The organism is Desulfovibrio sp. Huiquan2017 (assembly GCF_017351175.1).
In the GTDB taxonomy this organism is placed as follows: domain Bacteria; phylum Desulfobacterota; class Desulfovibrionia; order Desulfovibrionales; family Desulfovibrionaceae; genus Pseudodesulfovibrio.
Window position 1 is genome coordinate 53,956 of the sequence record NZ_JAFMPN010000001.1, and the last position, 19,897, is coordinate 73,852.

22 protein-coding genes are annotated in these 19,897 nt (G+C 59.1%); 12 read left to right on the forward strand and 10 right to left on the reverse strand.

Annotated features, from left to right (window positions below; all coding sequences use genetic code 11):
- The first annotated feature begins 53 nt into the window (after window positions 1-53).
- From J0909_RS00250 to J0909_RS00305, 12 genes are all read left to right on the forward strand, one after another.
- The gene (locus J0909_RS00250; RefSeq protein WP_207259598.1) at window positions 54-959 is read left to right on the forward strand and encodes a M23 family metallopeptidase; all 906 of its coding nucleotides are present in this window, start codon (window positions 54-56) and stop codon (window positions 957-959) included.
- A 122-nt stretch (window positions 960-1,081) separates the two neighbouring features.
- Window positions 1,082-1,870: a flagellar biosynthetic protein FliR gene (gene fliR / locus J0909_RS00255; protein ID WP_207259599.1), complete on the forward strand. Its 789-nt coding sequence runs from the start codon at window positions 1,082-1,084 to the stop codon at window positions 1,868-1,870.
- A 12-nt stretch (window positions 1,871-1,882) separates the two neighbouring features.
- Entirely contained in the window at window positions 1,883-2,953 is a 1,071-nt protein-coding gene (flhB, locus tag J0909_RS00260) for a flagellar biosynthesis protein FlhB (protein ID WP_207259600.1), read from the forward strand.
- Between the two features lie 61 nt (window positions 2,954-3,014).
- Window positions 3,015-5,114 (forward strand): flagellar biosynthesis protein FlhA, encoded by a 2,100-nt coding sequence (gene flhA / locus J0909_RS00265; protein WP_207259601.1) that lies wholly within the window; start codon window positions 3,015-3,017, stop codon window positions 5,112-5,114.
- A 9-nt stretch (window positions 5,115-5,123) separates the two neighbouring features.
- A complete protein-coding gene (locus J0909_RS00270; protein WP_207259602.1) occupies window positions 5,124-6,200 on the forward strand; it encodes a flagellar biosynthesis protein FlhF in 1,077 nt (358 codons plus the stop codon).
- A gap of 16 nt (window positions 6,201-6,216) precedes the next feature.
- Complete coding sequence (locus J0909_RS00275; protein ID WP_207259603.1) at window positions 6,217-7,044, forward strand: MinD/ParA family protein; 828 nt, start codon at window positions 6,217-6,219, stop codon at window positions 7,042-7,044.
- A complete protein-coding gene (locus J0909_RS00280; protein ID WP_207259604.1) occupies window positions 6,986-7,771 on the forward strand; it encodes a FliA/WhiG family RNA polymerase sigma factor in 786 nt (261 codons plus the stop codon). Before J0909_RS00275 ends, J0909_RS00280 begins: the two co-directional genes overlap by 59 nt.
- A 23-nt stretch (window positions 7,772-7,794) precedes the next feature.
- Entirely contained in the window at window positions 7,795-8,175 is a 381-nt protein-coding gene (locus J0909_RS00285; protein ID WP_207259605.1) for a chemotaxis response regulator CheY, read from the forward strand.
- Between the two features lie 26 nt (window positions 8,176-8,201).
- Entirely contained in the window at window positions 8,202-8,906 is a 705-nt protein-coding gene (locus J0909_RS00290; RefSeq protein WP_207259606.1) for a flagellar basal body-associated FliL family protein, read from the forward strand.
- A 3-nt stretch (window positions 8,907-8,909) separates the two neighbouring features.
- Window positions 8,910-9,236: a hypothetical protein gene (locus tag J0909_RS00295; protein ID WP_207259607.1), complete on the forward strand. Its 327-nt coding sequence runs from the start codon at window positions 8,910-8,912 to the stop codon at window positions 9,234-9,236.
- Window positions 9,237-9,258: 22 nt separating this feature from the next.
- Entirely contained in the window at window positions 9,259-9,666 is a 408-nt protein-coding gene (locus J0909_RS00300; RefSeq protein ID WP_207259608.1) for a hypothetical protein, read from the forward strand.
- A gap of 9 nt (window positions 9,667-9,675) precedes the next feature.
- A complete protein-coding gene (locus J0909_RS00305; protein ID WP_207259609.1) occupies window positions 9,676-10,503 on the forward strand; it encodes a hypothetical protein in 828 nt (275 codons plus the stop codon).
- Between the two features lie 217 nt (window positions 10,504-10,720).
- Here J0909_RS00305 and J0909_RS00310 read toward each other — a convergent pair whose 3' ends face one another.
- From J0909_RS00310 to J0909_RS00355, 10 genes are all read right to left on the reverse strand, one after another.
- Entirely contained in the window at window positions 10,721-11,371 is a 651-nt protein-coding gene (locus J0909_RS00310) for an IS1595 family transposase (protein ID WP_207259882.1), read from the reverse strand.
- Window positions 11,372-11,463: 92 nt separating this feature from the next.
- Window positions 11,464-12,381: a UDP-3-O-acyl-N-acetylglucosamine deacetylase gene (gene lpxC / locus J0909_RS00315; protein WP_207259610.1), complete on the reverse strand. Its 918-nt coding sequence runs from the start codon at window positions 12,379-12,381 to the stop codon at window positions 11,464-11,466.
- A 182-nt stretch (window positions 12,382-12,563) separates the two neighbouring features.
- Window positions 12,564-13,415 carry a peptide chain release factor N(5)-glutamine methyltransferase gene (prmC, locus tag J0909_RS00320; protein WP_207259611.1) on the reverse strand — a complete coding sequence of 284 codons (852 nt, stop codon included), beginning with the start codon at window positions 13,413-13,415 and terminating at the stop codon, window positions 12,564-12,566.
- Window positions 13,416-13,437: 22 nt separating this feature from the next.
- Complete coding sequence (gene prfA, locus J0909_RS00325; RefSeq protein ID WP_207259612.1) at window positions 13,438-14,505, reverse strand: peptide chain release factor 1; 1,068 nt, start codon at window positions 14,503-14,505, stop codon at window positions 13,438-13,440.
- A 3-nt stretch (window positions 14,506-14,508) separates the two neighbouring features.
- Entirely contained in the window at window positions 14,509-15,435 is a 927-nt protein-coding gene (locus J0909_RS00330) for a DUF1385 domain-containing protein (RefSeq protein WP_207259613.1), read from the reverse strand.
- Between the two features lie 195 nt (window positions 15,436-15,630).
- Window positions 15,631-15,858 (reverse strand): 50S ribosomal protein L31, encoded by a 228-nt coding sequence (gene rpmE, locus J0909_RS00335; RefSeq protein WP_207259614.1) that lies wholly within the window; start codon window positions 15,856-15,858, stop codon window positions 15,631-15,633.
- A gap of 190 nt (window positions 15,859-16,048) precedes the next feature.
- Window positions 16,049-16,366: a TusE/DsrC/DsvC family sulfur relay protein gene (locus J0909_RS00340; RefSeq protein WP_014321317.1), complete on the reverse strand. Its 318-nt coding sequence runs from the start codon at window positions 16,364-16,366 to the stop codon at window positions 16,049-16,051.
- Between the two features lie 212 nt (window positions 16,367-16,578).
- Window positions 16,579-18,306: a YcaO-like family protein gene (locus J0909_RS00345; protein ID WP_207259615.1), complete on the reverse strand. Its 1,728-nt coding sequence runs from the start codon at window positions 18,304-18,306 to the stop codon at window positions 16,579-16,581.
- Window positions 18,303-19,028: a class I SAM-dependent methyltransferase gene (locus J0909_RS00350; protein WP_207259616.1), complete on the reverse strand. Its 726-nt coding sequence runs from the start codon at window positions 19,026-19,028 to the stop codon at window positions 18,303-18,305. Before J0909_RS00350 ends, J0909_RS00345 begins: the two co-directional genes overlap by 4 nt.
- Before the next feature lie 44 nt (window positions 19,029-19,072).
- Window positions 19,073-19,876 (reverse strand): Tim44 domain-containing protein, encoded by an 804-nt coding sequence (locus tag J0909_RS00355; RefSeq protein WP_207259617.1) that lies wholly within the window; start codon window positions 19,874-19,876, stop codon window positions 19,073-19,075.
- Between the last annotated feature and the right edge of the window lie 21 nt (window positions 19,877-19,897).

The window sequence follows — 19,897 nt, forward strand, 5'->3', positions numbered from 1 at the left end:
ACTCAAAGCCCGTATCCGGCTGCTCTGCAAACTTCTAACATCCTGGAAAGGTAATGCTTTTCCGAAAATATCATATAGTTGTCTTTAAAGACAAACAGGGTTCGTGCAAGAAGTTCCAGCTTCGAGGCTGGTTTATCGTGTTTCTTTTCTTCCTGACGGTGTCCATGGCCGCGGGCAACGTCATCCTTTGGAACAAATACGCCGAGCACTCCCGCGTCGAGCAAGGCCTGAACATCGCGGAAAAAACCGTCCAGGAACAAAAGACCCAACTCCTCAGCCTGTCTCAAAAAATCACCTCCCTGCAGAGCAACCTGAACCGCATCCGCGATTTCGACTCCAAACTCCGGGTCATGATCAACCTGGATCAGGACGGCAGTCAGGCCGCCGCCCCCAAGGGCGGTCCCGCCAACGAAAATTTCTCCAAGGGCTACCTGCCCCTCTATCGCCAAGAACTGCTCGCCCGCAAAATGCATGAATTCTTGCGCCAGTTGAACGTTGAGGCGCGCCTCGAAGAGGTCCGCCAGCAGGAAATCATGCACACCCTGCGCTCCAATCAAAACATCCTCGAAGCCACTCCGTCCATCTGGCCGACCTCCGGCTGGGTGACCTCGGGCTTCGCCTGGCGCACCTCGCCCTTCACGGGCAAACGCGAATTCCACAAGGGACTGGACATCTCGGCCCCGCGCGGCACCCCTGTCTATGCCCCGGCCCGCGGCTCCGTGACCTTTGCGGGCCGCGACGGTTCCTACGGCCTGTCCATCCGCCTAAAGCACAATGCCAGCCTGTCCACCCGGTTCGCGCACCTCAACCGTATCGCCATCAAGAGCGGCCAGGAGGTCACCCGGGGAGAACTCATTGGCTATGTAGGCAATACCGGTCGCTCCACCGGCCCTCACCTGCACTATGAAGTCCGCCTGAACGGCGTGCCGGTGAACCCCAAACGGTACATCCTCAACTAAACCGGTCCCCGGTCCAAGAATGCTCCAGGCCCTTTTGGAATACGACATTCCAGGAGGGTCTGTTTGTTTCGGGACGCTCCGGATGACGCCCCGATTGGTTCGGGTTTTGCAGTGATGCGGTAATGGAGATTTTCGGATTTCAACCGAGCGACATGCTCAGCTACTTCCTGACGCTGTTCCGCATCAGCGTTGTTCTCTTTCTGCTGCCTTTTTTCGGAGGACAGTCCATCCCCAAAACGATCAAAGCGGCCCTGGTTTTGGTCCTGTCCATGGCCTTTTGGCCACAACTCTCCTTCCCCGGCTCCATGATGCCCACGGGCTGGAACATCGCGATCATGTTCCTCGGTGAATTGGTGCTCGGCCTGATTCTCGGCATGCTCGTCAATTTTTTGTTCGCCGCGGTCCAGTTGGGCGGCCAGATCATCGGCTTCCAGATGGGATTCGCCATGGTCAACGTGGTCGATCCCATCACCGGCACCAGCAACGCGGTCTCGGCTCATTTCCTGTACATGTGCACCATGCTGACCTTCCTGGTCCTTAACGGACACCTCTACCTGCTCAAGGCCGTGGGCACGAGCTTCCAATACATCCCGCCGGGCACTCTGTTGCTCCAGCCCGAACTGGCCGACCACATTTTCCACTTCTCCAACATCATGTTTACCCTGGCCATCAAGATTGCGGCCCCGGTCATGGCCTCCCTGTTCCTGGTGGACCTCTCCCTGGCGCTCATCTCGCGGGCCGCGCCCCAGATGCACGTGCTCGTTCTCGGCTTCCCCATCAAGATCACCGTGGGGTTCTTCTTCCTGGGATTCATCTTCAGCATCATGGCGTTATATGTGGGCGACTTCCTGTCCGGCCTGAACAACATGTACGACAACGTCATGAAGTTCGGCACGATAAACCTGCAATAGGAAACGACTGTCATGATCGGCCAGGACGACCCGAGTAAAACCGAAAAAGCCACATCCAAACGGCGCGACAAGCAACGCGGTGAAGGCAACGTCGCCAAGGGACAGGAAATCCCCAAGGTCATGACCCTGCTCGTCGGAGTCCTGTTCCTGCGCGCCACGATCGGCTTCTACCACAATCAGTTTACCGAGATATACCGCTGGACTTTCCTGGAAGCCATCAACTTCCAGTTGGACAAATCCATGGCGTATTCTCTGTTCACCTGGGGACTCGGAAAGCTGGCCCTCCTCGTGGTGCCGCTCATGCTGGTCCTTGCACTGATGTCCTTTCTCTCCATGCGGCTTCAGGTGGGCGCCCTGTGGACCTCCAAGCCCCTCCAACCGAAATTCGGCAAGCTGTTCAACATCGCAAACGGCATCAAGAAGCTCATGCTCAGCCCGGACGCCCTGCTCAAGCTGTGCAAGAGTTTGCTTCAGGCCATGGCCGTGGCCATAGCTCCTTACATTGTCATCAAGCAGGAGCTGCCCAACCTGCTGCCCCTGTTCCACGCCAACGTCCAGGGAATCATTATCTTTATCCTCTCGGCGGGCTACAAAATGGTCTGCTATGCGCTCGTCCCCATGCTGCTCATCGCCGTGGCCGACCTCGTCTACGAACGCTGGAACTACGAGGAACAGATCAAGATGACCAAGGACGAAATCAAGGACGAACGCAAACAGGCCGAAGGTGATCCGAGGATCAAGCAGAAGCAGCGCCAGAAGATGATGGAGGCCATAACCTCCCGCATGTTCCAGGACATCCCCAAGGCCGACGTGGTCATCACCAACCCGACCCATTACGCCGTTGCCCTCCAGTACGACCCGCTCAAGGCCCCCGCGCCCCTGGTCCTGGCCAAGGGCGTGAACAAGGTTGCCGAACGAATCAAGGAAGTTGCCCGGGAAAACTCCATCCCCATCGAAGAAAACAGACCCTTGGCACAGGCTTTGTATAAACAGGTGGAGATCGGAGAAACCATCCCGGAGGAACTGTTCCAGGCCGTGGCCGCGATTCTGGCAAAGCTGGAGAAATTCAAGCATCGCCAATAGTTGCACAGCCTGACACCTTCCCCGGAATCCACAGACAAACCATCCGAGAGGTGTCAAAAACATGGCCCAGCCTTCCGCCAAGACCGCGACCCCCAGAATCGACTACACCCAGTTCGCCAAACAGGGCGACATCCTCCTGGCCGGGGGTGTGGTGGTCATCCTCTTCGTGATGCTCATTCCCCTGCCCACTCCGTTCATCGACTTCATGCTCTCGGTTTCCATTTCCCTGGGGCTGGTCATTCTGGTCACCTCCATGTTCATGACCTCGCCGCTCGAATTCTCCATCTTCCCGTCGCTGCTGCTGGTCACCACCCTGCTCCGGCTGGCGCTGAACGTGGCCACCACCCGGGCCATCCTGCTGCACGGCGACGAGGGTACTTCAGCCGCAGGCTCGGTCATCCAAAGTTTCGGAGAATTCGTCGTCGGAGGCAATTACGTCATCGGCATCGTCATTTTCATGATCCTGTTCATCCTGAACAAGACCGTCATCGTCAGCGGTACCACCCGCATCGCCGAGGTAGCCGCCCGCTTCACCCTGGACGCCATGCCGGGCAAACAGATGGCCATTGAGGCCGACCTCAACGCCGGACTCATCGACGAGGAGCAAGCCACCCAAAAACGCGAGAACTTGCGTCGCGAGGCAGACTTTTACGGTGCCATGGACGGTGCGGGCAAGTTCGTGTCCGGAGACGTCAAGGCCGGCCTGATGATTACGGCCATCAACATCATCGGCGGCTTCCTCATCGGCGTGCTGCAAAAGGACATGCCGTGGATGGACGCGGCCCAGACCTACACCTTACTGACCATCGGTGACGGCCTGGTGGCCACCATTCCCTCGCTGATCATCTCCACGTCGGCGGGTATCATTGTCTCCCGCGCGGCCGCCGAGGCCAAGATGGGCGAGGAATTCATCGGCCAGCTCTCCTACCACCACCGGGCACTCAAGCTTGTTTCCGGCATCCTGGTGATCTTCGGCATCGTCCCGGGCATGCCGACCATCCCGTTCCTGACCCTGGCCGCCATCGTCTTCAGCGTGGCGCGGATCTCATCGCGCCAACAGCACCATCTTACCGTGACCCAGGACGAAAAGGAGCAGAAGCAGCCCACCACCTTGGATACTCCCGAGGAGGTCCAGGCCCTGCTGCCGCTCGATCAACTGGAGCTGGAAGTGGGCTACGGGCTTATTCCGCTGGTGGACGAGGAACAGAGCGGCAACCTGCTCTCGCGCATCCGCTCCATCCGCCGCCAGTTCGCCCTGGACATGGGCGTTGTCGTCCCGTCCCTGCATCTGCGCGACAACCTCCAACTCAAGCCCGGCGAATACCGCGTGCTCATCAAGGGCAACCCGGTGGCCGGTGCGGAACTGCTTATCGACCATTATCTGGCCATGGACCCGGGCGACGCCAAGCACCGTATAGAGGGCGTGGACACCGTGGAACCCGCCTTCAACCTCCCGGCCGTCTGGATTCCCGAGGCCCAGAAGGAAGAGGCCATGCTGGCTGGCTACACCGTGGTCGATCCGTCCACGGTCATCGCCACCCATCTGACCGAAATATTCCGCCGCAACCTGCACGAATTCCTCGGCCGCCAGGAGACGCAGGAACTGCTCAACAACCTGTCCAAGCGCGCGCCCAAGGCCGTGGAATCCCTGGTGCCCGCCGTGCTCAGCCTGGGCGGTGTGCAGAAGGTTCTCCAGGGACTGGTCCAGGAAAACGTATCCATTCGCGACCTGCTGACCATCGTGGAGACACTGGCCGATTACGGCACGGCCACCCAGGATCCGCACCAGCTCACGGAGTACGTCCGCGCCCGCATGGGCCGGACCATCGTCAAGCCATATCTCGGCGACAACGGGGTGTTGCCGATCATCACCCTGAACCCGCAGATCGACGAAATCCTGAACAACGCCATGCGCCCGGCCGAACAGGGCGGTTATCTGGCCTTGGAACCGGGCATGGCCCAGCAGATCATCCAGGCCATCAACCGCTCCACAGAGGATGCCATGGTGGCCGACGGCCAGCCCATCCTGCTGGTCACCCCGCAACTCCGCTCCCAGCTCGCACAGCTCCTGACCCGGTTCATCCCGACCCTGCCGGTGATCTCCCAGGCCGAGATTCCGGCGGACGTCAAAATTCAGTCAGTCGCAACCGTTGAACTCTAGGACCAGATTATGAGAATGAAGACTTACCGGGCGGCCACGTCCACGGCCGCATTCGCCAAGGTCAAATCCGAACTCGGTGATGAGGCCGTCATCCTGTCCAACAAGACCGTCACGGAGAACGGCTGCAAATGCTGCGAGATAGTGGCCGCCGTGGAAAGCGACATCCGACCGCGCCGCCCGCAACAAGACACCAAGGAAGACGTGGTGGACGCCGCACTTCGGGATTCGGTCGGCTGGCAACGCGAGTGGAGCCAGATCAAGGGACAGATACTGGCCCTGATGAAGCCACAGATGGACTTGAACCTCCTCTCGCCCAAGCAGCGCATCGCTCTGGAATATTTGGAACGCGAAGAAGTGGACGAACGGGTTTTGACCCACGTCTACTGCACCATGCGCGAGACCCGCGACCTGCCGGTAATGGGTGCCCTGGACCCGCTGCTCAAGGCCACTCCGTTCAAGGCCGGGACCTGGGCCAATACCTTTCACGCCTTTGCCGGACCCGGCGGTGCCGGAAAAACTTCCAGCCTGGTGCGCCTGGCCCTGCGCATGAAGAAGGAGCAGCCCCGCATGCGGCTGTGCCTGGCCACGGCTGACGGGGGACGGGGCAAGGGCCGCCTGGTCCTCAAGCACTACGCCGAACTGAGCGGCCTGGCCTTCCGCGAGATCATCACCAAGGAAGACTTCGCCCTGCTCCAAAGCGAGGCCCGGCAGTTCGACATGATTCTCATCGACCTGCCCGGCCTGTCCGGCCGGACCACGCTGGAGGAATGGTCGCATCTCTACGGCCTGGACGAGTGCCCCGACCTGTCCATCCACCTGGTCATGAATCCCTATTACAGCAAGGGCCAGTTCGAGCGTTTCGTGGACAAATACAAAAGTGAACAACTAGCCAGCGTTATCTGGACGAAACTCGACGAAGCCTGTACATTCGGGGCAATATTGAACATGGCGTTCGCCGGCGGACTGCCGGTTTCGGCCCTGTCGTACGCTCCCGGCCTGAAAAACAGCATCAGCCCGGCGTCGGAAGAGATGATCTGGCGACTTATGTTCATGCGCAAGCTGCCCGACGGCAACACACAACCCTAAGGAGCGCGTCACCGTCATGAGTTCGAATCTCCCCCTGGTCCTCTCCGTCACCTCCGGCAAAGGAGGCGTCGGCAAGACCAACATGTCGGTCAACCTGGCCTACTCCCTCAGCGCCGCGGGCAAGAACGTGGTCCTGCTGGACGCCGACCTGGGATTGGCCAACGTGGACGTCATCCTCGGTCTTGCCCCTGAGCACAATCTCTTCCACCTGTTCCACGAAGACATGACCCTGGATAAAATCCTCTTCGATACCCCCTACGGCTTCCGTATCCTCCCCGCCTCCTCGGGCGTGAGCGACATGGTCAATCTGGACAAGGGCCAAAAATTGGACCTCCTGGACGCCATGGACTCTCTGGAAGACAGCGTGGACTACCTCATCGTGGACACGGGCGCGGGCATCAACGACAACGTACTCTATTTCAATCTGGCCGTGCAGGAACGGCTCCTCATCATCACCCCGGAGCCTACATCCCTGACCGACGCCTATGCGCTCATCAAGGTTCTCAAGCTACATCACGGCGTGGAAAAATTCCGCGTGCTGGTGAACATGGTCAAGGACGTGAACATGGCCCGGGAGGTCTATCTCAAGCTCCTGAACGCCTGCGACCACTTTCTTGATGGCATTTCGCTCGACCTGGTGGGCTTCGTGCCCTATGACCAGAACGTGCGCAACGCGGTCATCGCGCAAACCCCGTTCTGTCACAAATTTCCCAAGACCCCGGCCAGCGTCGCTGTCCGGCAGACGGCCCAGAAGGTCAAAAACTGGCAGGTAACCCCCAACACCGATGGCAATATTAAATTCTTCTGGAAAAAGCTCCTCTTCCAGGAACGATCCGTGGCTTGAGCTGGAACAGGGCGTCAAGCATTGGGACGATTTTTCCCCGCGCGACCGGGAAAACATCGTCCGCTACTATGCGCCCAAAATCCGGATTCTGGCGTTGCGGCTCAAAGCCAAGTTGCCCCAAAGTGTGGAGCTCAACGAGCTCATCAGTGCGGGCAGCCTCGGGCTTCTGGACGCCTTGGGGAAATTCAACCCGGAATTGGGGATCAAATTCGACACCTATTCGGAAAACCGGATCAAGGGGGCCATGCTCGACGAGCTGCGACGCATGGACTGGTTTTCCCGGGGGCTGCGGCAAAAGGTCAAGGTGCTGGAGGACTCCATGCGCCGGATCGAACACGAGACGGGATCCCCGGCCACGCCGGAACAGCTCTGCGCCCATACCGGCATGTCCGACAAGGAAGTCCAGCAGGGACTCGAAGCCCTGAACAATCAGGTATGTCTCAGTCTCGACACGTTCCAGGAAAACCTCATCAGCCAAAAGAAGATGACCGACAACGAACCGTTCCAGTCGGCCGCCTTCCAGGAGATTGTTGACAAAGTAGCCAATCTAATTGAAGAATTGACGCCAAGAGAAAAATTGGTCATATCTCTCTACTACGGGGAGGAGTTGAACATGAAGGAGACGGCCGAAGTTATGGACATAACCGAGGGGCGCGTCTCGCAACTCCACTCTCAAGCATTGAATAAATTAAGAAAAACGTTCAGAGCTCGTTACGAAAACGAGTAGCATCCATGTAAAGGAGACTTTCGATGGCTTACGACACCAACATGCGCGTTCTGGTTGTAGACGATTTTTCCACGATGCGTAAAATCATCAAAAACATCCTGCGCCAACTGGGTTTCAACAACATCGTCGAGGCCGATGACGGCTCCACCGCCTGGGAAGTGCTCAACAAGGACAATATCGATTTCATCGTTTCCGACTGGAACATGCCGACCATGTCCGGCATCGAACTGCTCCGCAAGGTTCGCGCCAGCGAGGAGTACTCCGACATCCCCTTCCTGATGGTCACCGCCGAGGCCCAGCAGGAAAATATCATCGAGGCAGTGCAGGCCAAGGTGTCCAATTACATCGTCAAGCCGTTCACTCCCGAAACACTGGGCCAGAAGATCGACAAAATCTTCAGCTAAATGACGTTGCCAAATAGGCGTATGCCATGGTCTTGCTCGTCCCGGATGATGCCGATGATGTAACCGACGCTCCCGCGGGACAGCGGAAAGCGGAGTTGGACGATGCCGCGGCGAGTCGGGCCACCCAGAAGGTCGATCTCGACCTCGACGATGCCCCATTCCTTGAAGACGAGGACGAAGAGGAGGAGATCGAGGCCACCGAGAGCGAAATCCCGTTCCCGACCGAGGACGACGCCAAGCCCAAGCCGGGCCTGGTCGCCCTGCTCAAGAACAAATTCGTTCTCATGGGGATGGGCGTCATCCTGATCCTGCTGGTCATCATCGCCATCCTCCTTTTGCGCGAACCCGAATCGCCACCTCCTCCGCCGCCCGCGCCCGCCGAGGAAGCGGCTGCCCCGGAACCGGAACCAGCGGTCCCGGAAACGCCGCAGGTCCTCATCAAGTTGGATCCGTTCCTCATCGAACAACGGGACGAATCAGGCAAGATCCGCTTCCTTGAGATCACTCTCCTCCTGTCCACCGAGGACGAGGGGCTGGCCAGGCAATTCAAACAGGAGACGTTTGCCGTACGCAACGCCCTGTACTACTATCTCAAGAATAAGGATCTCCAATTTCTGTCCGATGAGAAGAACAGCGAGAAGTTAAAAAATGAATTACTGGTCATCGTCAACCAGTACATGGGGTTTGGTCAGTTCGATACGTTGATGTTCGAACAATATCTTGTGAGGTGATCCATGAGCTCCACGCCGTTGGACCTGCCCATACTCATTTCCCAACTGCCCTTCGTGCAGAAGATCGCCCACGCGGAAAAGGCTACGCCCGAGATCAACCAACAACTCTTCGGTCCGTTGATCCAAGAACAGCTCCGTCAGCGCGAGGGCACGGTGCAGAAGGTCCAGGAGAACGCCGCCGCCGATCCCGTGGACCGCGACGGCCATAATGATCAGCGGCAGGAAGCCTCTTCCGAGCGCAAAGGATGCGCCCCCGAAGAGGAAGACCCGGATGCCGGGGCCTCCGACGGGTCCCCCTGGTCCGGCAACATCGTCAACGTCAAGATCTGACCATCAAGAGACAAGACCCATCATGTCCAATATGCTCATCATTCTCTTCACCCTCAGCGAGGTCGTCTTGCTCGGCGTGGTTATTGTCTTCTTCCTCCGGCTGCGCAAATCCGAGATCCTGCTGTCCGGCCTGCACGCCAAGCAGGAGGAGTTCATCAAACGCCTCCAATTCAATACCCAGCTCGAAAATGAACTGGTGGCCACCTTCGAACAGCGGCAGCAGGAACTGGTCGCCTTGAACACCCAACTCGAAAACAAGGCCACCGAACTCAGGAAGCTGGTCAGGCTCGCCAACGAATACGCCAAGTCTCCACAATTCATGCGTGAAATCATCATCCAAGGACACCGTTCCGGCAAGACCGCCACGCAACTCGCCAAGTCATCCGGCCTCGGGCTGGACGAAGTCGAACTGATCATCGACCAATCCTAGGGCACCGCCATGCGCATCTCCGGTTCCGGCACAGGCGGTTTTTCCTTCGACGGCGACAGTCGGTCCGACCGATTCCGCAACCGGCACCGGCCCGGTCAAAAAGTCCGGGGTGTGCTGCTCAAGAACCTTCCGGACTCCATGGCCTGGGTAGACATCGACGGCGAACGGCTTCTGGCCCAGCTCGAAACCGCCCACGCCGAAGGCAGCCGCCTGCTTTTCCTCATCCAGCAACTTGTGCCGCACATTGTCCTCAAGGAGCTGACCGGCGGAGGGCAAGGGCGCACCGCCACCACCCTGTCCAGGGTCGGCGATTTCGATTCCGCGCGTACCCTCTTCGAGAACCGCTTTCGCCCGGCGCTCAAGCAGGCCGGTCTTTTCGGACGCCCCCTATCCCTGCCGGCCTTCCTCGCCCTGCTGGCCGCCTCGCCGCCGCTCCTCGCCGCCTACCAGGACGCGGCCAACTGCGCCTGCCCGCTATCCCGAGCCCTGCAAGACGCGAACAAGGGTATTCTCGTCTATCAACCATGGCTCTCGCCCGCAGCATTGCGCCAGGCCACCATCATCCGCCGCGCCCAAGAGGCCTCCCGGCTCACTGAAACCGTGGTGGAATTCGATCACGCGCGCATGGGACTGACCCGCGTCCAATTCCTGCGCAAAGCGGACGCCCTGTCCTGCCGCGTGCAATTGCAACACCCCGAACACGCCAGCGACCTCTCGCGCTACCTCGATAGCCACTCGCACCCCGAAACAACTCTGCAGGTCCAGTTCCTCGGCGTTACCAAACTCCCCCGGGCCAGCCACAGCGGTCTTCTCCCCGAACTGCTTTTCAAACAATAGAAACGCCTCCGACATCCGGGAGGCGACAAAAAGACGCGCCGCATCTGCCTGCGCACATACGGATAACCGCATGGCGAGGCAGGCCGCGCCGAAGTCGTAAAAATACCCCGCCGGAGGCTAAATTTCCCAGCTCTCGCCGCGAAGCAATTCGCAACGACGCATGGCTCTTTTGGGAAGGCTCTGGGATAGGCCCACCAAAAGGGGCTGTACCAGATAATCAGCCCATATGCTTCTTAACCAACTGTTTCAGTTGTTTAAACTGAGTTTGTGGATTGCTGGTATTAAAACGCCATTCACATTCCTTCAAAAAAAGGGGGAAATGTTTGGTCGGGATACCGTTAAACTTCCTCATATGACGCTTGGCCTGGTTCCAAAAATTCTCGATTCCGTTGATGTGGTTCTGCTTGTCAGCAAACAACTTCGAGTGGTTGATCCTGAAATGTTTGAATTCAGAAATATCCAGAACATTGTAGCTGTAAAGAGCATCTGAGTACACGATACTGTCTGGCCGCACCTTCTTCTGAATGATTGGCAACAGCGTTTTACTTTTGGCGTCAGGAATTACTTGCGTGTAGACCTTTCCGCCTCGCTTAAGGATTCCAAAAACAGGCACCTTGCCTGCGGCCCCTCGGCCTCGTTTACCCTTCCGTTTCCCTCCGAAGTAGCTTTCATCGACTTCAAATTCGCCGAAGTCCATCTCTTCACAGGCCTCTTCTTCGGCTATGATTTTTCGGAGACGGTGAAAATAGAAAGCGGCTGTTTTGACGGTCACTCCGACCAGATCGGCAGCACAGCGGGCTGTGGTCCCTGCCACGAAATGCTCGATCAAACGGAGCTGCTTACTCTGACTCAAACGACTTTTCCGCATTGCCATACCGATACCTCAGAGGAGTTATCTGGTACAGCCCCCACAAAAAAGCCCGCCTTTCGGCGGGCTTTTTCAACTAGTGAAGGGATTGCCTAGGCCACGGCGGGAGCCGGACGGAGTTGTTCGCGGGCCGGAGCTTCCTCGACCGCGGGGATGACTTCCAGCTTTTCCTCCAGATAGAGGTCCCGGTTCTCGTCCAGGTGCCGGAGGAAAGCGTTGTTCAGGGCATGACCCGAAGCGAAGACCTCGAAATGCCCCTGAAGGCGCGCGCCGAAGGTGGCGATGTCGCCGACGAAATCCAACATCTTGTGACGCACGAACTCGTCGTCGAAACGCAGCCCCTCGGCATTGAGGATATTGTATTCGTCCAGAACAACCGCATTGTCCAAGGTGCCGCCCAAAGCCAAGCCGTTGGCATGCAGGTAATCGACTTCCTTGAGAAAACCGAAGGTACGGGCCTTGGCGAGATGCTGGGTGAAATTCTCGGGAGTGATCTCCAGGGACATCTCCTGGCGACCGATGAGCGGGTGCGCGAACTCGATGGTGTAGTCCAGACGCAGACCGTCATAGGGGCGGGCCTTGATGTATTTGCCGTCCTGCTCGAACTCCATGGCCTTCTTGACGGCCATGATTTTGCGGGGCTTGTTCAGCTTGCGGACGCCCGCCTGCTTGAGCAGATAGACGAAAGAGGCGGCGCTGCCGTCCATGATGGGCACTTCCTTGCCCGTGACTTCGATGTGGATGTTGTCGATGCCCATGCCGTTGATGGAGGCCAGCAGATGCTCGACGGTGGCCACGGTCTCATGGCCGTCTCCCAGCACCGTGGCCAGGCTGGTCTCCACGACCAGGGACGGGGCGGGAGTCAGGAAGGTGGACCCGGATCCGTCGCGTAGGGAAAACAGGATGCCGGTGTCTTCCGCTGCGGGCCTAAGGACCAAATCCACCTGCTTGCCGCTGTGGAGCCCGATCCCGGTGCAACGTACTGATCTATGTATAGTTGTCTGAGACATTATTCCTCCGGTTGATTAACCAATCATCCTTTTAGCAAGAACGATGCCAGAGGTTAGAATTAGTGTAATTCATTATTTTACTTGATTTTTTTGACGATCCGCTCATCCAAACATGTGTTGCATTACAGCAAATCTTTGTTTTTTTACAACAAGAAGCGGCTGGAGGTGTTGCATTTCTACGATTATTTTTTCCGCGCAACGACCACACGGTCCCGTCCGGCGAGGTCTTTTTCCACGCCAACCTCTTCGAATAACGGCCGTTTATCAATAATGATATTTATTACTGTCTGACCCTGCCCACAGCCAATTTCCATAAGCAGCCATCCCCTCGGATTGAGCATGGCGGCCACCCCAGGGAGCATGGCCCGGATGTGATCAAGCCCATCCGCGCCGCTGACCAGCGCGCCGGTGGGTTCGAAGCCGGTGACTTCATGGCTGGCGGCCTCAAATTCGGCTTCGGTGACGTACGGAGGATTGGAAACCACCAGGTCGAACGCCCCTTCCACGGTCTCCACGGTGAAGTCGGCCTGAAGAAAGTCGAGCCTATCGGCTACATTGTGCGCTTCTGCATTGGCACGGGCCACATCCAGAGCATCGGCGCTGATGTCCACCGCCACCCCTCTGGCCTCGGGGAAGAGCGTGGTGAGGGTCACGGCCAGAATGCCGGAACCGGTGCCGAGGTCAGCAAACCGAAACGCCTGTTTCTTGGTGAACCGCGCCTCCACGCCCTCGACGATGTGTTCGGTTTCGGGCCGGGGAATGAGCACGGCGGGCGAAACGACGAAATCGAGCCCGTAGAATTCCCGGCTGCCCAGGATATAGGCCACGGGCTCGCCCGCTGCTCGGCGCGCGATCAAGGCCTCTACGGCGGCCAACTCCGCCCCTGTAAGTACCCTGCCCCGCTCAAGGTTCAGGGCCAGGCGTGAGCAGCCCAGGGCATGGGCAGCCAGGAGCTCGGCGCTTAAACGCGGCGAGTCCACGCCGGACAGGCGGGACTCGCACGCTTTCAGCACATCCTGAATGTTTCGGGACACCGGAGCTCCTCGCCGGGAACGACTAGTCGCCCTGCCGCTTGAGGGCTTCGGCCTGGAAATAACTGATCAAGGCATCGGTCAAGTCCTGCAACTCGCCCTCCATAATCTGGGGGAGTTTGTGCAAGGTCAGGTTGATGCGGTGGTCGGACACGCGGCCCTGGGGGTAGTTGTAGGTGCGAATGCGCTCGGACCTGTCGCCGGACCCCACCTGGCTGCGCCGGGTGGCCTCTTCCTCGGCCTTGGCTTTGTCCTGCTCGAGCTGGAGCAGACGGGAACGCAGGACCTTCAACGCCTTGGCCTTGTTCTTGTGTTGGGACTTTTCGTCCTGGCAGATGACCACCAGGCCGGACGGAATGTGGGTCACGCGAATAGCCGAGTCCGTAGTGTTGACCGACTGGCCGCCGGGACCGGAGGAGCGGAACACATCCACGCGCAGGTCCTCGGGACGAAGTTCCACGTCCACTTCTTCGGCCTCGGGCATAATGGCCACGGTCACGGCGGACGTATGGATGCGTCCCTGGGACTCGGTGGCCGGGACGCGCTGCACCCGGTGCGTTCCGGACTCGTACTTGAGCTTGCTGTAGACCTTGTCGCCGGAGATGGAGGCGATAACTTCCTTGTAGCCGCCGGAACCGGTGTGGTTGGCGCTCATCTCCTCGACTTTCCAATGATTGATCTCGGCGTACCGGGTGTACATGCGGTACAGATCGGCCGCGAACAAGGCCGCTTCATCGCCACCGGTGCCCGCCCGGATTTCCAGGATGATGTTCTTTTCATCCATGGGGTCCTTGGGCAGCAGCAGAACCTTGAGCTCGTCCTCAAGCGCGGGCAGTTGGCCTTCAAGGTCGTCGATTTCGGCCTTGGCCATCTCCCGAATCTCGGGATCGGCGTCGTTCATCATCTCGTGGTTGTCTTCCAGATCCCGCGAAAGCTGCTTGTACTTGCGAAAGACCTCGACCACCTCGCCCAGGTCGGCGTGGGCCTTGGAGACCTTCTTGTACCGCTCCTGGTCGTTGAAAATATCGGGCTGGGCAAGCTCCTGCTCCAACTCGATGTATTTTTCCTCAATTTCTTCTAGCTTGCCAAACATGGTCTAGCACTCCTCGGCGTTGACGGCGCAGCGCAGGGCGGCGATGGCCACCTCAAGCTGGCTGTCGTCGGGTTCCTTGGTGGTCAGCAACTGCATCATCAGCCCGGGCCAGCACATCAGTTTGCACAGGCCGTTCTTGCTGTATTTACCGGCAAATTTGATCATCTCATAGGCCACACAACTGACCGGAATCATAAGGAAAAGCTTCATGCCGACGATGTACAGATGTTTGACCATGAAATGTTCCGGCGAATAAAACGTCAGCAGCCAGGGCACAAGCACGGCATAGAGCAGAATGGACACGGCCAGGACGAAAAGCAGGAAGGCTGTGCCGCAGCGCGGATGCAACCGGCTGTAGAAACGGCTGGACGCCGGAGAAAGCTCCTTGCCCTCTTCCCAAGTCCAGATGATCTTGTGTTCGGCCCCGTGATACTCGAAGACCCGCCGGATGTCCGGGATATAAGAAATGGCCAGGATGTAGCCCACGAAGACGACCATCTTGATCAACCCGTCCCAGGCGTGGAAGCTCAGGGAATCCACATCGCCGCCCAAGCCGAGCATCTCCATGCCCACGGACAGGAAATGCGGCAGGACCACAAACAGGCCGAGGGCCGCGCCGAGCGCCAGAACCATGGTCAGAACGAGGTGCCAAGTGGTCAGTTCCCCGTCTTCTTCCTCGGTGTCCTCGGCAGCCTGCATGGCTGAATAGTTGAGGGCCTTGATGCCGTTGACCATGGTTTCCATGAGCACCGGAAAGCCGCGCAGGAAGGGTTTCTTGAGCAAGGGATGTCTGATCAGGGTGAACCATGGCCGGACATCGGTGACGATCTCGCCGTCCGCCTTGCGGATAGCGATGGCGAGCTTGTCCTGGGCGCGCATCATCACGCCCTCGATCACCGCCTGGCCGCCCACGGCCTGGGGTGCGGCCATCGTCAGAATTCCTCGCAGTCTCAAGCAGATACCCTCCGGTATAAGGAAACATCCCCGGGCGGCACGCGCCATGTCCCGTGTGCGGAGAATCATGGATTCCCCGCCGATTGTAAAGCGCCGGATAAAACAATATGCCTCCGAAGGGTACACGACCCCAACGAAGGCATATGGTCTCGGCTTTCGCCGAAAAAACAGCTACTTGGATTTGGCGGCCAAGGTGTTCAGATCGCCGTACTTCTTGCGGAAGCGGTCAATGCGGCCGGCGGTGTCCACAAAGCGCTGCTTGCCGGTGTAGAAGGGATGGCAGTTGGCGCAGATTTCCACCTCGAACGCCTCACCCTTGGTGGTCAGCAGCTCGGCCTCGTATCCGCAGTGACAACGGACTTTAGCCTTGTAAGTCTTGGGATGAATATCGTTTTTCATGACTATCTCCTGTCATTCTTTTTGCCTGGAACTCGGTCTTATACGCACTGCCCCCCTGCTTGGCAAGGGAAATCTCCGGAATTTACCCGGTTATTCTTCGTGCGCCGAATTGCCGACAACCGCGCCCGCCAAGGCGCAAAAAAGGCGGGGGCCGAAGCTCCCGCCTTTGTCAGTCGAGTTCGGTCGAGAACTAGACGCAGCCGGTGGGCTTGGGCAGGCCAGCCATCTTACAGGCTCCCTTGCCGGGTCCGGACGGGAACAGCTCGTAGATCTGCTTCAGCTTGAAGCCGGTGACCTTGGAGAGGATACGGACCATCGGAGCGATGCCGTTCTTCTTGTAGTAATCCTGCAGGAAGTCGATGACCTTCTGGTGATCCTCGGAGATCTCCTTGATGCCCTCGGATTCCTTCACGTATTCGACCCAGACAGGGGTCCAGTCTTCAAATTTCTGCAGGAAGCCGTCTTCGTCAACTTCGAAAGAAGAGCCCTGGAATTCAACAACAGCCATTGTATCCTCCTAAGTGGATGTTTGTCTTGCTGTGGCCCCGAGCAATTCCCGGAGCGACCATATCCGTTTAAACAGCGATCCGCTGCTTAGCTGCGATCAAAAAGACTCGGTGTAAAACCGTGGAGGGACATTACGTCGCCTCCCTAACCTTGTCAAGTACTCGACACATTTCAACAGAACAAAAAGCAACCCGGGGAAACGTCCATAACGGACTAGGATTCCACAATTTCGGACAGATGTTGGTGAGCATACTCCAAGGACGGGTCCATGTCGAGAGCCGCCTGCAAATAATCCGCCGCCTCCCGGAGATTGCCCAAAAACTTATGGCACAGGCCAAGGTTCGCCAGATCGTGGGGCGAGCCGCTGTCGATATCCAAAGACGCCTTGAAGTCCTCGGCCGCCAACTCGTACCGGCCGCCTTTGAAGTGCGCCACGCCACGCAGATTGAAGAACTCCCGGCACTCCCGGTCGAGCCCGATGGCCCGGCCCAGGAGTTCGATGGTCTCTTCCCAGGCCTCCAATCTGGACAGGGCGTAGGCCTGGTAGAAGAGCGCCAGGCCGCGTTCGGCGTCTGCGGGTTGCAGGTCAACGGACTCCTCGAAGCAGGCCGCCGCATAGGTCGGGTCGCCCATGCGCAGGGCGAGCAGTCCACGGAAGAACGGCAGGAAGTAGGCGCCGGGATAAATCTCCTCCAGCACATCCAGCCCTTCCAGGGCTGCGTCGAAGTCGGCCTCCTCGGCCAGGATGCGTCCCACGAAAAGTCCCATGGAGCGATGCGGCGTGCGCTCGCGGAAGTCGAAGCCGGGCACGAAGTTGTAGTTTGCCGTGACCATCAGCTCCGGGTGCCGGGTGTCCACGGAATACAACGTGTCGCCCATGTCTCCGAGGCCGCGCGCCAGGGCGTTCAGTTCATTGAAGATATCCTCGTCCTCCACCGTAGGCAGGGAATCGAGGGCAACCACGTCCCCTTCCTTCAACCATTCGATCTGATCGAGTTCGGTGAATTTGGGCAGTCCCGAGGCCTCGTACACGCGGCTGGTCTCGAAATCGCCCGCCAGCTGGGCCACCTCGGTCACGGCGCGGATGGCGGCCTTGACCGGCGAGGCCGCGGTCCCGGCGGTGAATACTATTTCGCTCAACGCCGGGAAGGTCTTGCGGTCCCAGGCCACGGCCGCCACGGTGGGCACGGGGTAGCCCAGGGAAAAATCCTTGAGGATGATGGTCACGCCGTTACGCTCGAAGCAATCGAGCAGGCGGCGCAGGATCGGGTCGTCACAGGAGGCCGAATCAATGGTCGGGGTCACCCGTCGGCTACGGTCGATGAGCGCGCAGACATGCCGCTCCACCAACTCGCACGCGCCTTGGGCAATGGATTCCTCGAAGGTGTTCCCGGCGGATGAACCGTTAAACTCATTGAGCTTCTTGAACCAATCCAGAGGGACGTACTCTTCCTGCCCGGAACGCACGTTGAGCGCGGGGTGGAACTTCCAACGGATGAGATCCAGGAGCCGAACGGCCTTGTCCGCGGCGATGTCCTCGTTCACCGAACGGATCACCTGGCCGATGTCCATGACCTTGCCGGGCCATCGCTCCTGTGCCTCGGACCAAGTCAGTTCGGTGAAATTGCCCGGATCGGCCCAAAAGCTGAAATAGGAGAACCGCTCCACCAGTTCCATGAGGGCCGAGGCCTCGGCCTGTTCCGGGGACGCGCCCTTGCCCATCTGCTTGCGCGTGGGCATGACCTCGCGGGCTTCGGGACCGCACTCACTGACAAACACCGGAATGCCGAGACGGCCGGTATCCACCCGGTCGGTCTTGGCCAGGACGCCGCTGCATTTCTCGGCCAGAGCGGCCTTGACGCGCTTTACGGTCTCCACCGGGGTGCATGCCTTGTCCTGGTCGGTGGTGAAGGATTTGGGGCAATGTTTGAGCTCGATCACAATGCCTTCCTCTTCATGCGGAACAGGTTGACGACGTTCTCCTCGCCGGTCTCGTTGTCCTTGTAGTTGGCCTCGGACTTCATCATGGCGAAGAGTCCGGCGGCCTTGTCGAAGAATTTCCTGCCCTGCCGCTTCTTGTCCATGGCCATGAGGACCTCGGCGGTCGGGGCCTCTGCCAGCTGGGCGTCGAGGAAATCCGCCAGCGGTTCGTAGACCGCCTCTTCATAGAGTACCTCGCAACCGATAATGTAGTCGAAGCGCCGCCCCAGCGAATCCGTGGTGAAGTCCACCCGCCGGATGTCCACCAAGCCGTCCAGACCGTTCCTGAGAACATTGATCCGGCTGAACAGCAAAGCGTAGGGCTCCACATCGCTCACGGTCACATGGTGGCCAAGCTTGGCCATGACCATGCCGTTCACGGCGCAGCCCGCGCCCACCTCGAGAATGGAGCAGCCGGGCGCGAACGGAAACCGGGTCAGGGTATAGCCCAGCACCAGGCAGGAAGGCCAAACCTTGGCCCACAGGGGCAGGACAATTTTTTTGCCCGCCCGGGATTTGTCCACCAGCTTGTCGAGATACTTCGGCATCTGCTTGACCTGGAGCACCTCCAGGCTCTTGTCGCCGATGTTCACGGTCTCGAATCCGACCTCGCCGAACTCCCGCACGGCAATGTCGATGAGCGCACCGATAGGCTGGTCCAGGTTGAAAACGGTATCCGCCATTTTTCCCTCCGGAATACAAACGCCTCACGAAGAGGCCGCTAATTTTATTGGTCTATCGAATTGATCTTTTCCAGGACCCACAACCCGCCGGGCCCGGCGTCGTCGCGGCCGAAGTCCCAGACGGCCCGGTACTGGACGGGACGGCCATCCTCGCCCACGCGCAACTGCGCGTCATAGTGCACGGAGGCCACGGTCCGGCCGTTGGCCGAATGCAGTTCGGCCAGCAGGGCCGAGACAAGCATGACCTCGGTGCGGGGGCGATCCCCGGCGGCCACGGCGTCGCCGTAGACCCCGTCGGATAAAAAGTCGCGGAGGGCGTCGAAGTCCTCCTTGCCTCTGGCTTCCTGAAAACGGGAAAAGAGGATCTTGGCCCCTTCCAGGAATTCGGCCTCGTCGAAACCGTCCGCCCGGATGGACGGACCGGTGGGCGTCGTGGGCGCGGGCCGGTCGTCGGGTTCCTTGGAACTGAGCATGTCCCAGGTACGCCTGGCGGCTTCGTGCCGGTCCATGGCGCCGGGCCGGGGACGCTCCTCGGTCCCGTCGTCGGAGCGATCCTCCCCGTCGGGCTTGGCCGGATAGTCGGGACGCGACCAACGGCCGGGCTTGGTCCGATCGTCGTCGCCGCCGGAACGCCGCCTGAAGGCGCGGACCAGGAAATAGGCGATGAGCACCAGCAAAAGGATATTCAGAATGGAGCCGGTGCGGCTTGCGGGCCCGGCCTGGGCCAAAGCCGGCGTGGCCGCGAGCAGGACCAGGGCGGACGCCGTCAACAATCGGCCCAGGCAATGGACCGGGCGTGTCGAACGACCGGCCGAACCGGTCGCGTTCGCGTGGATGTCATTGTGCATGGGTGCTTCGTAAAACAAAGT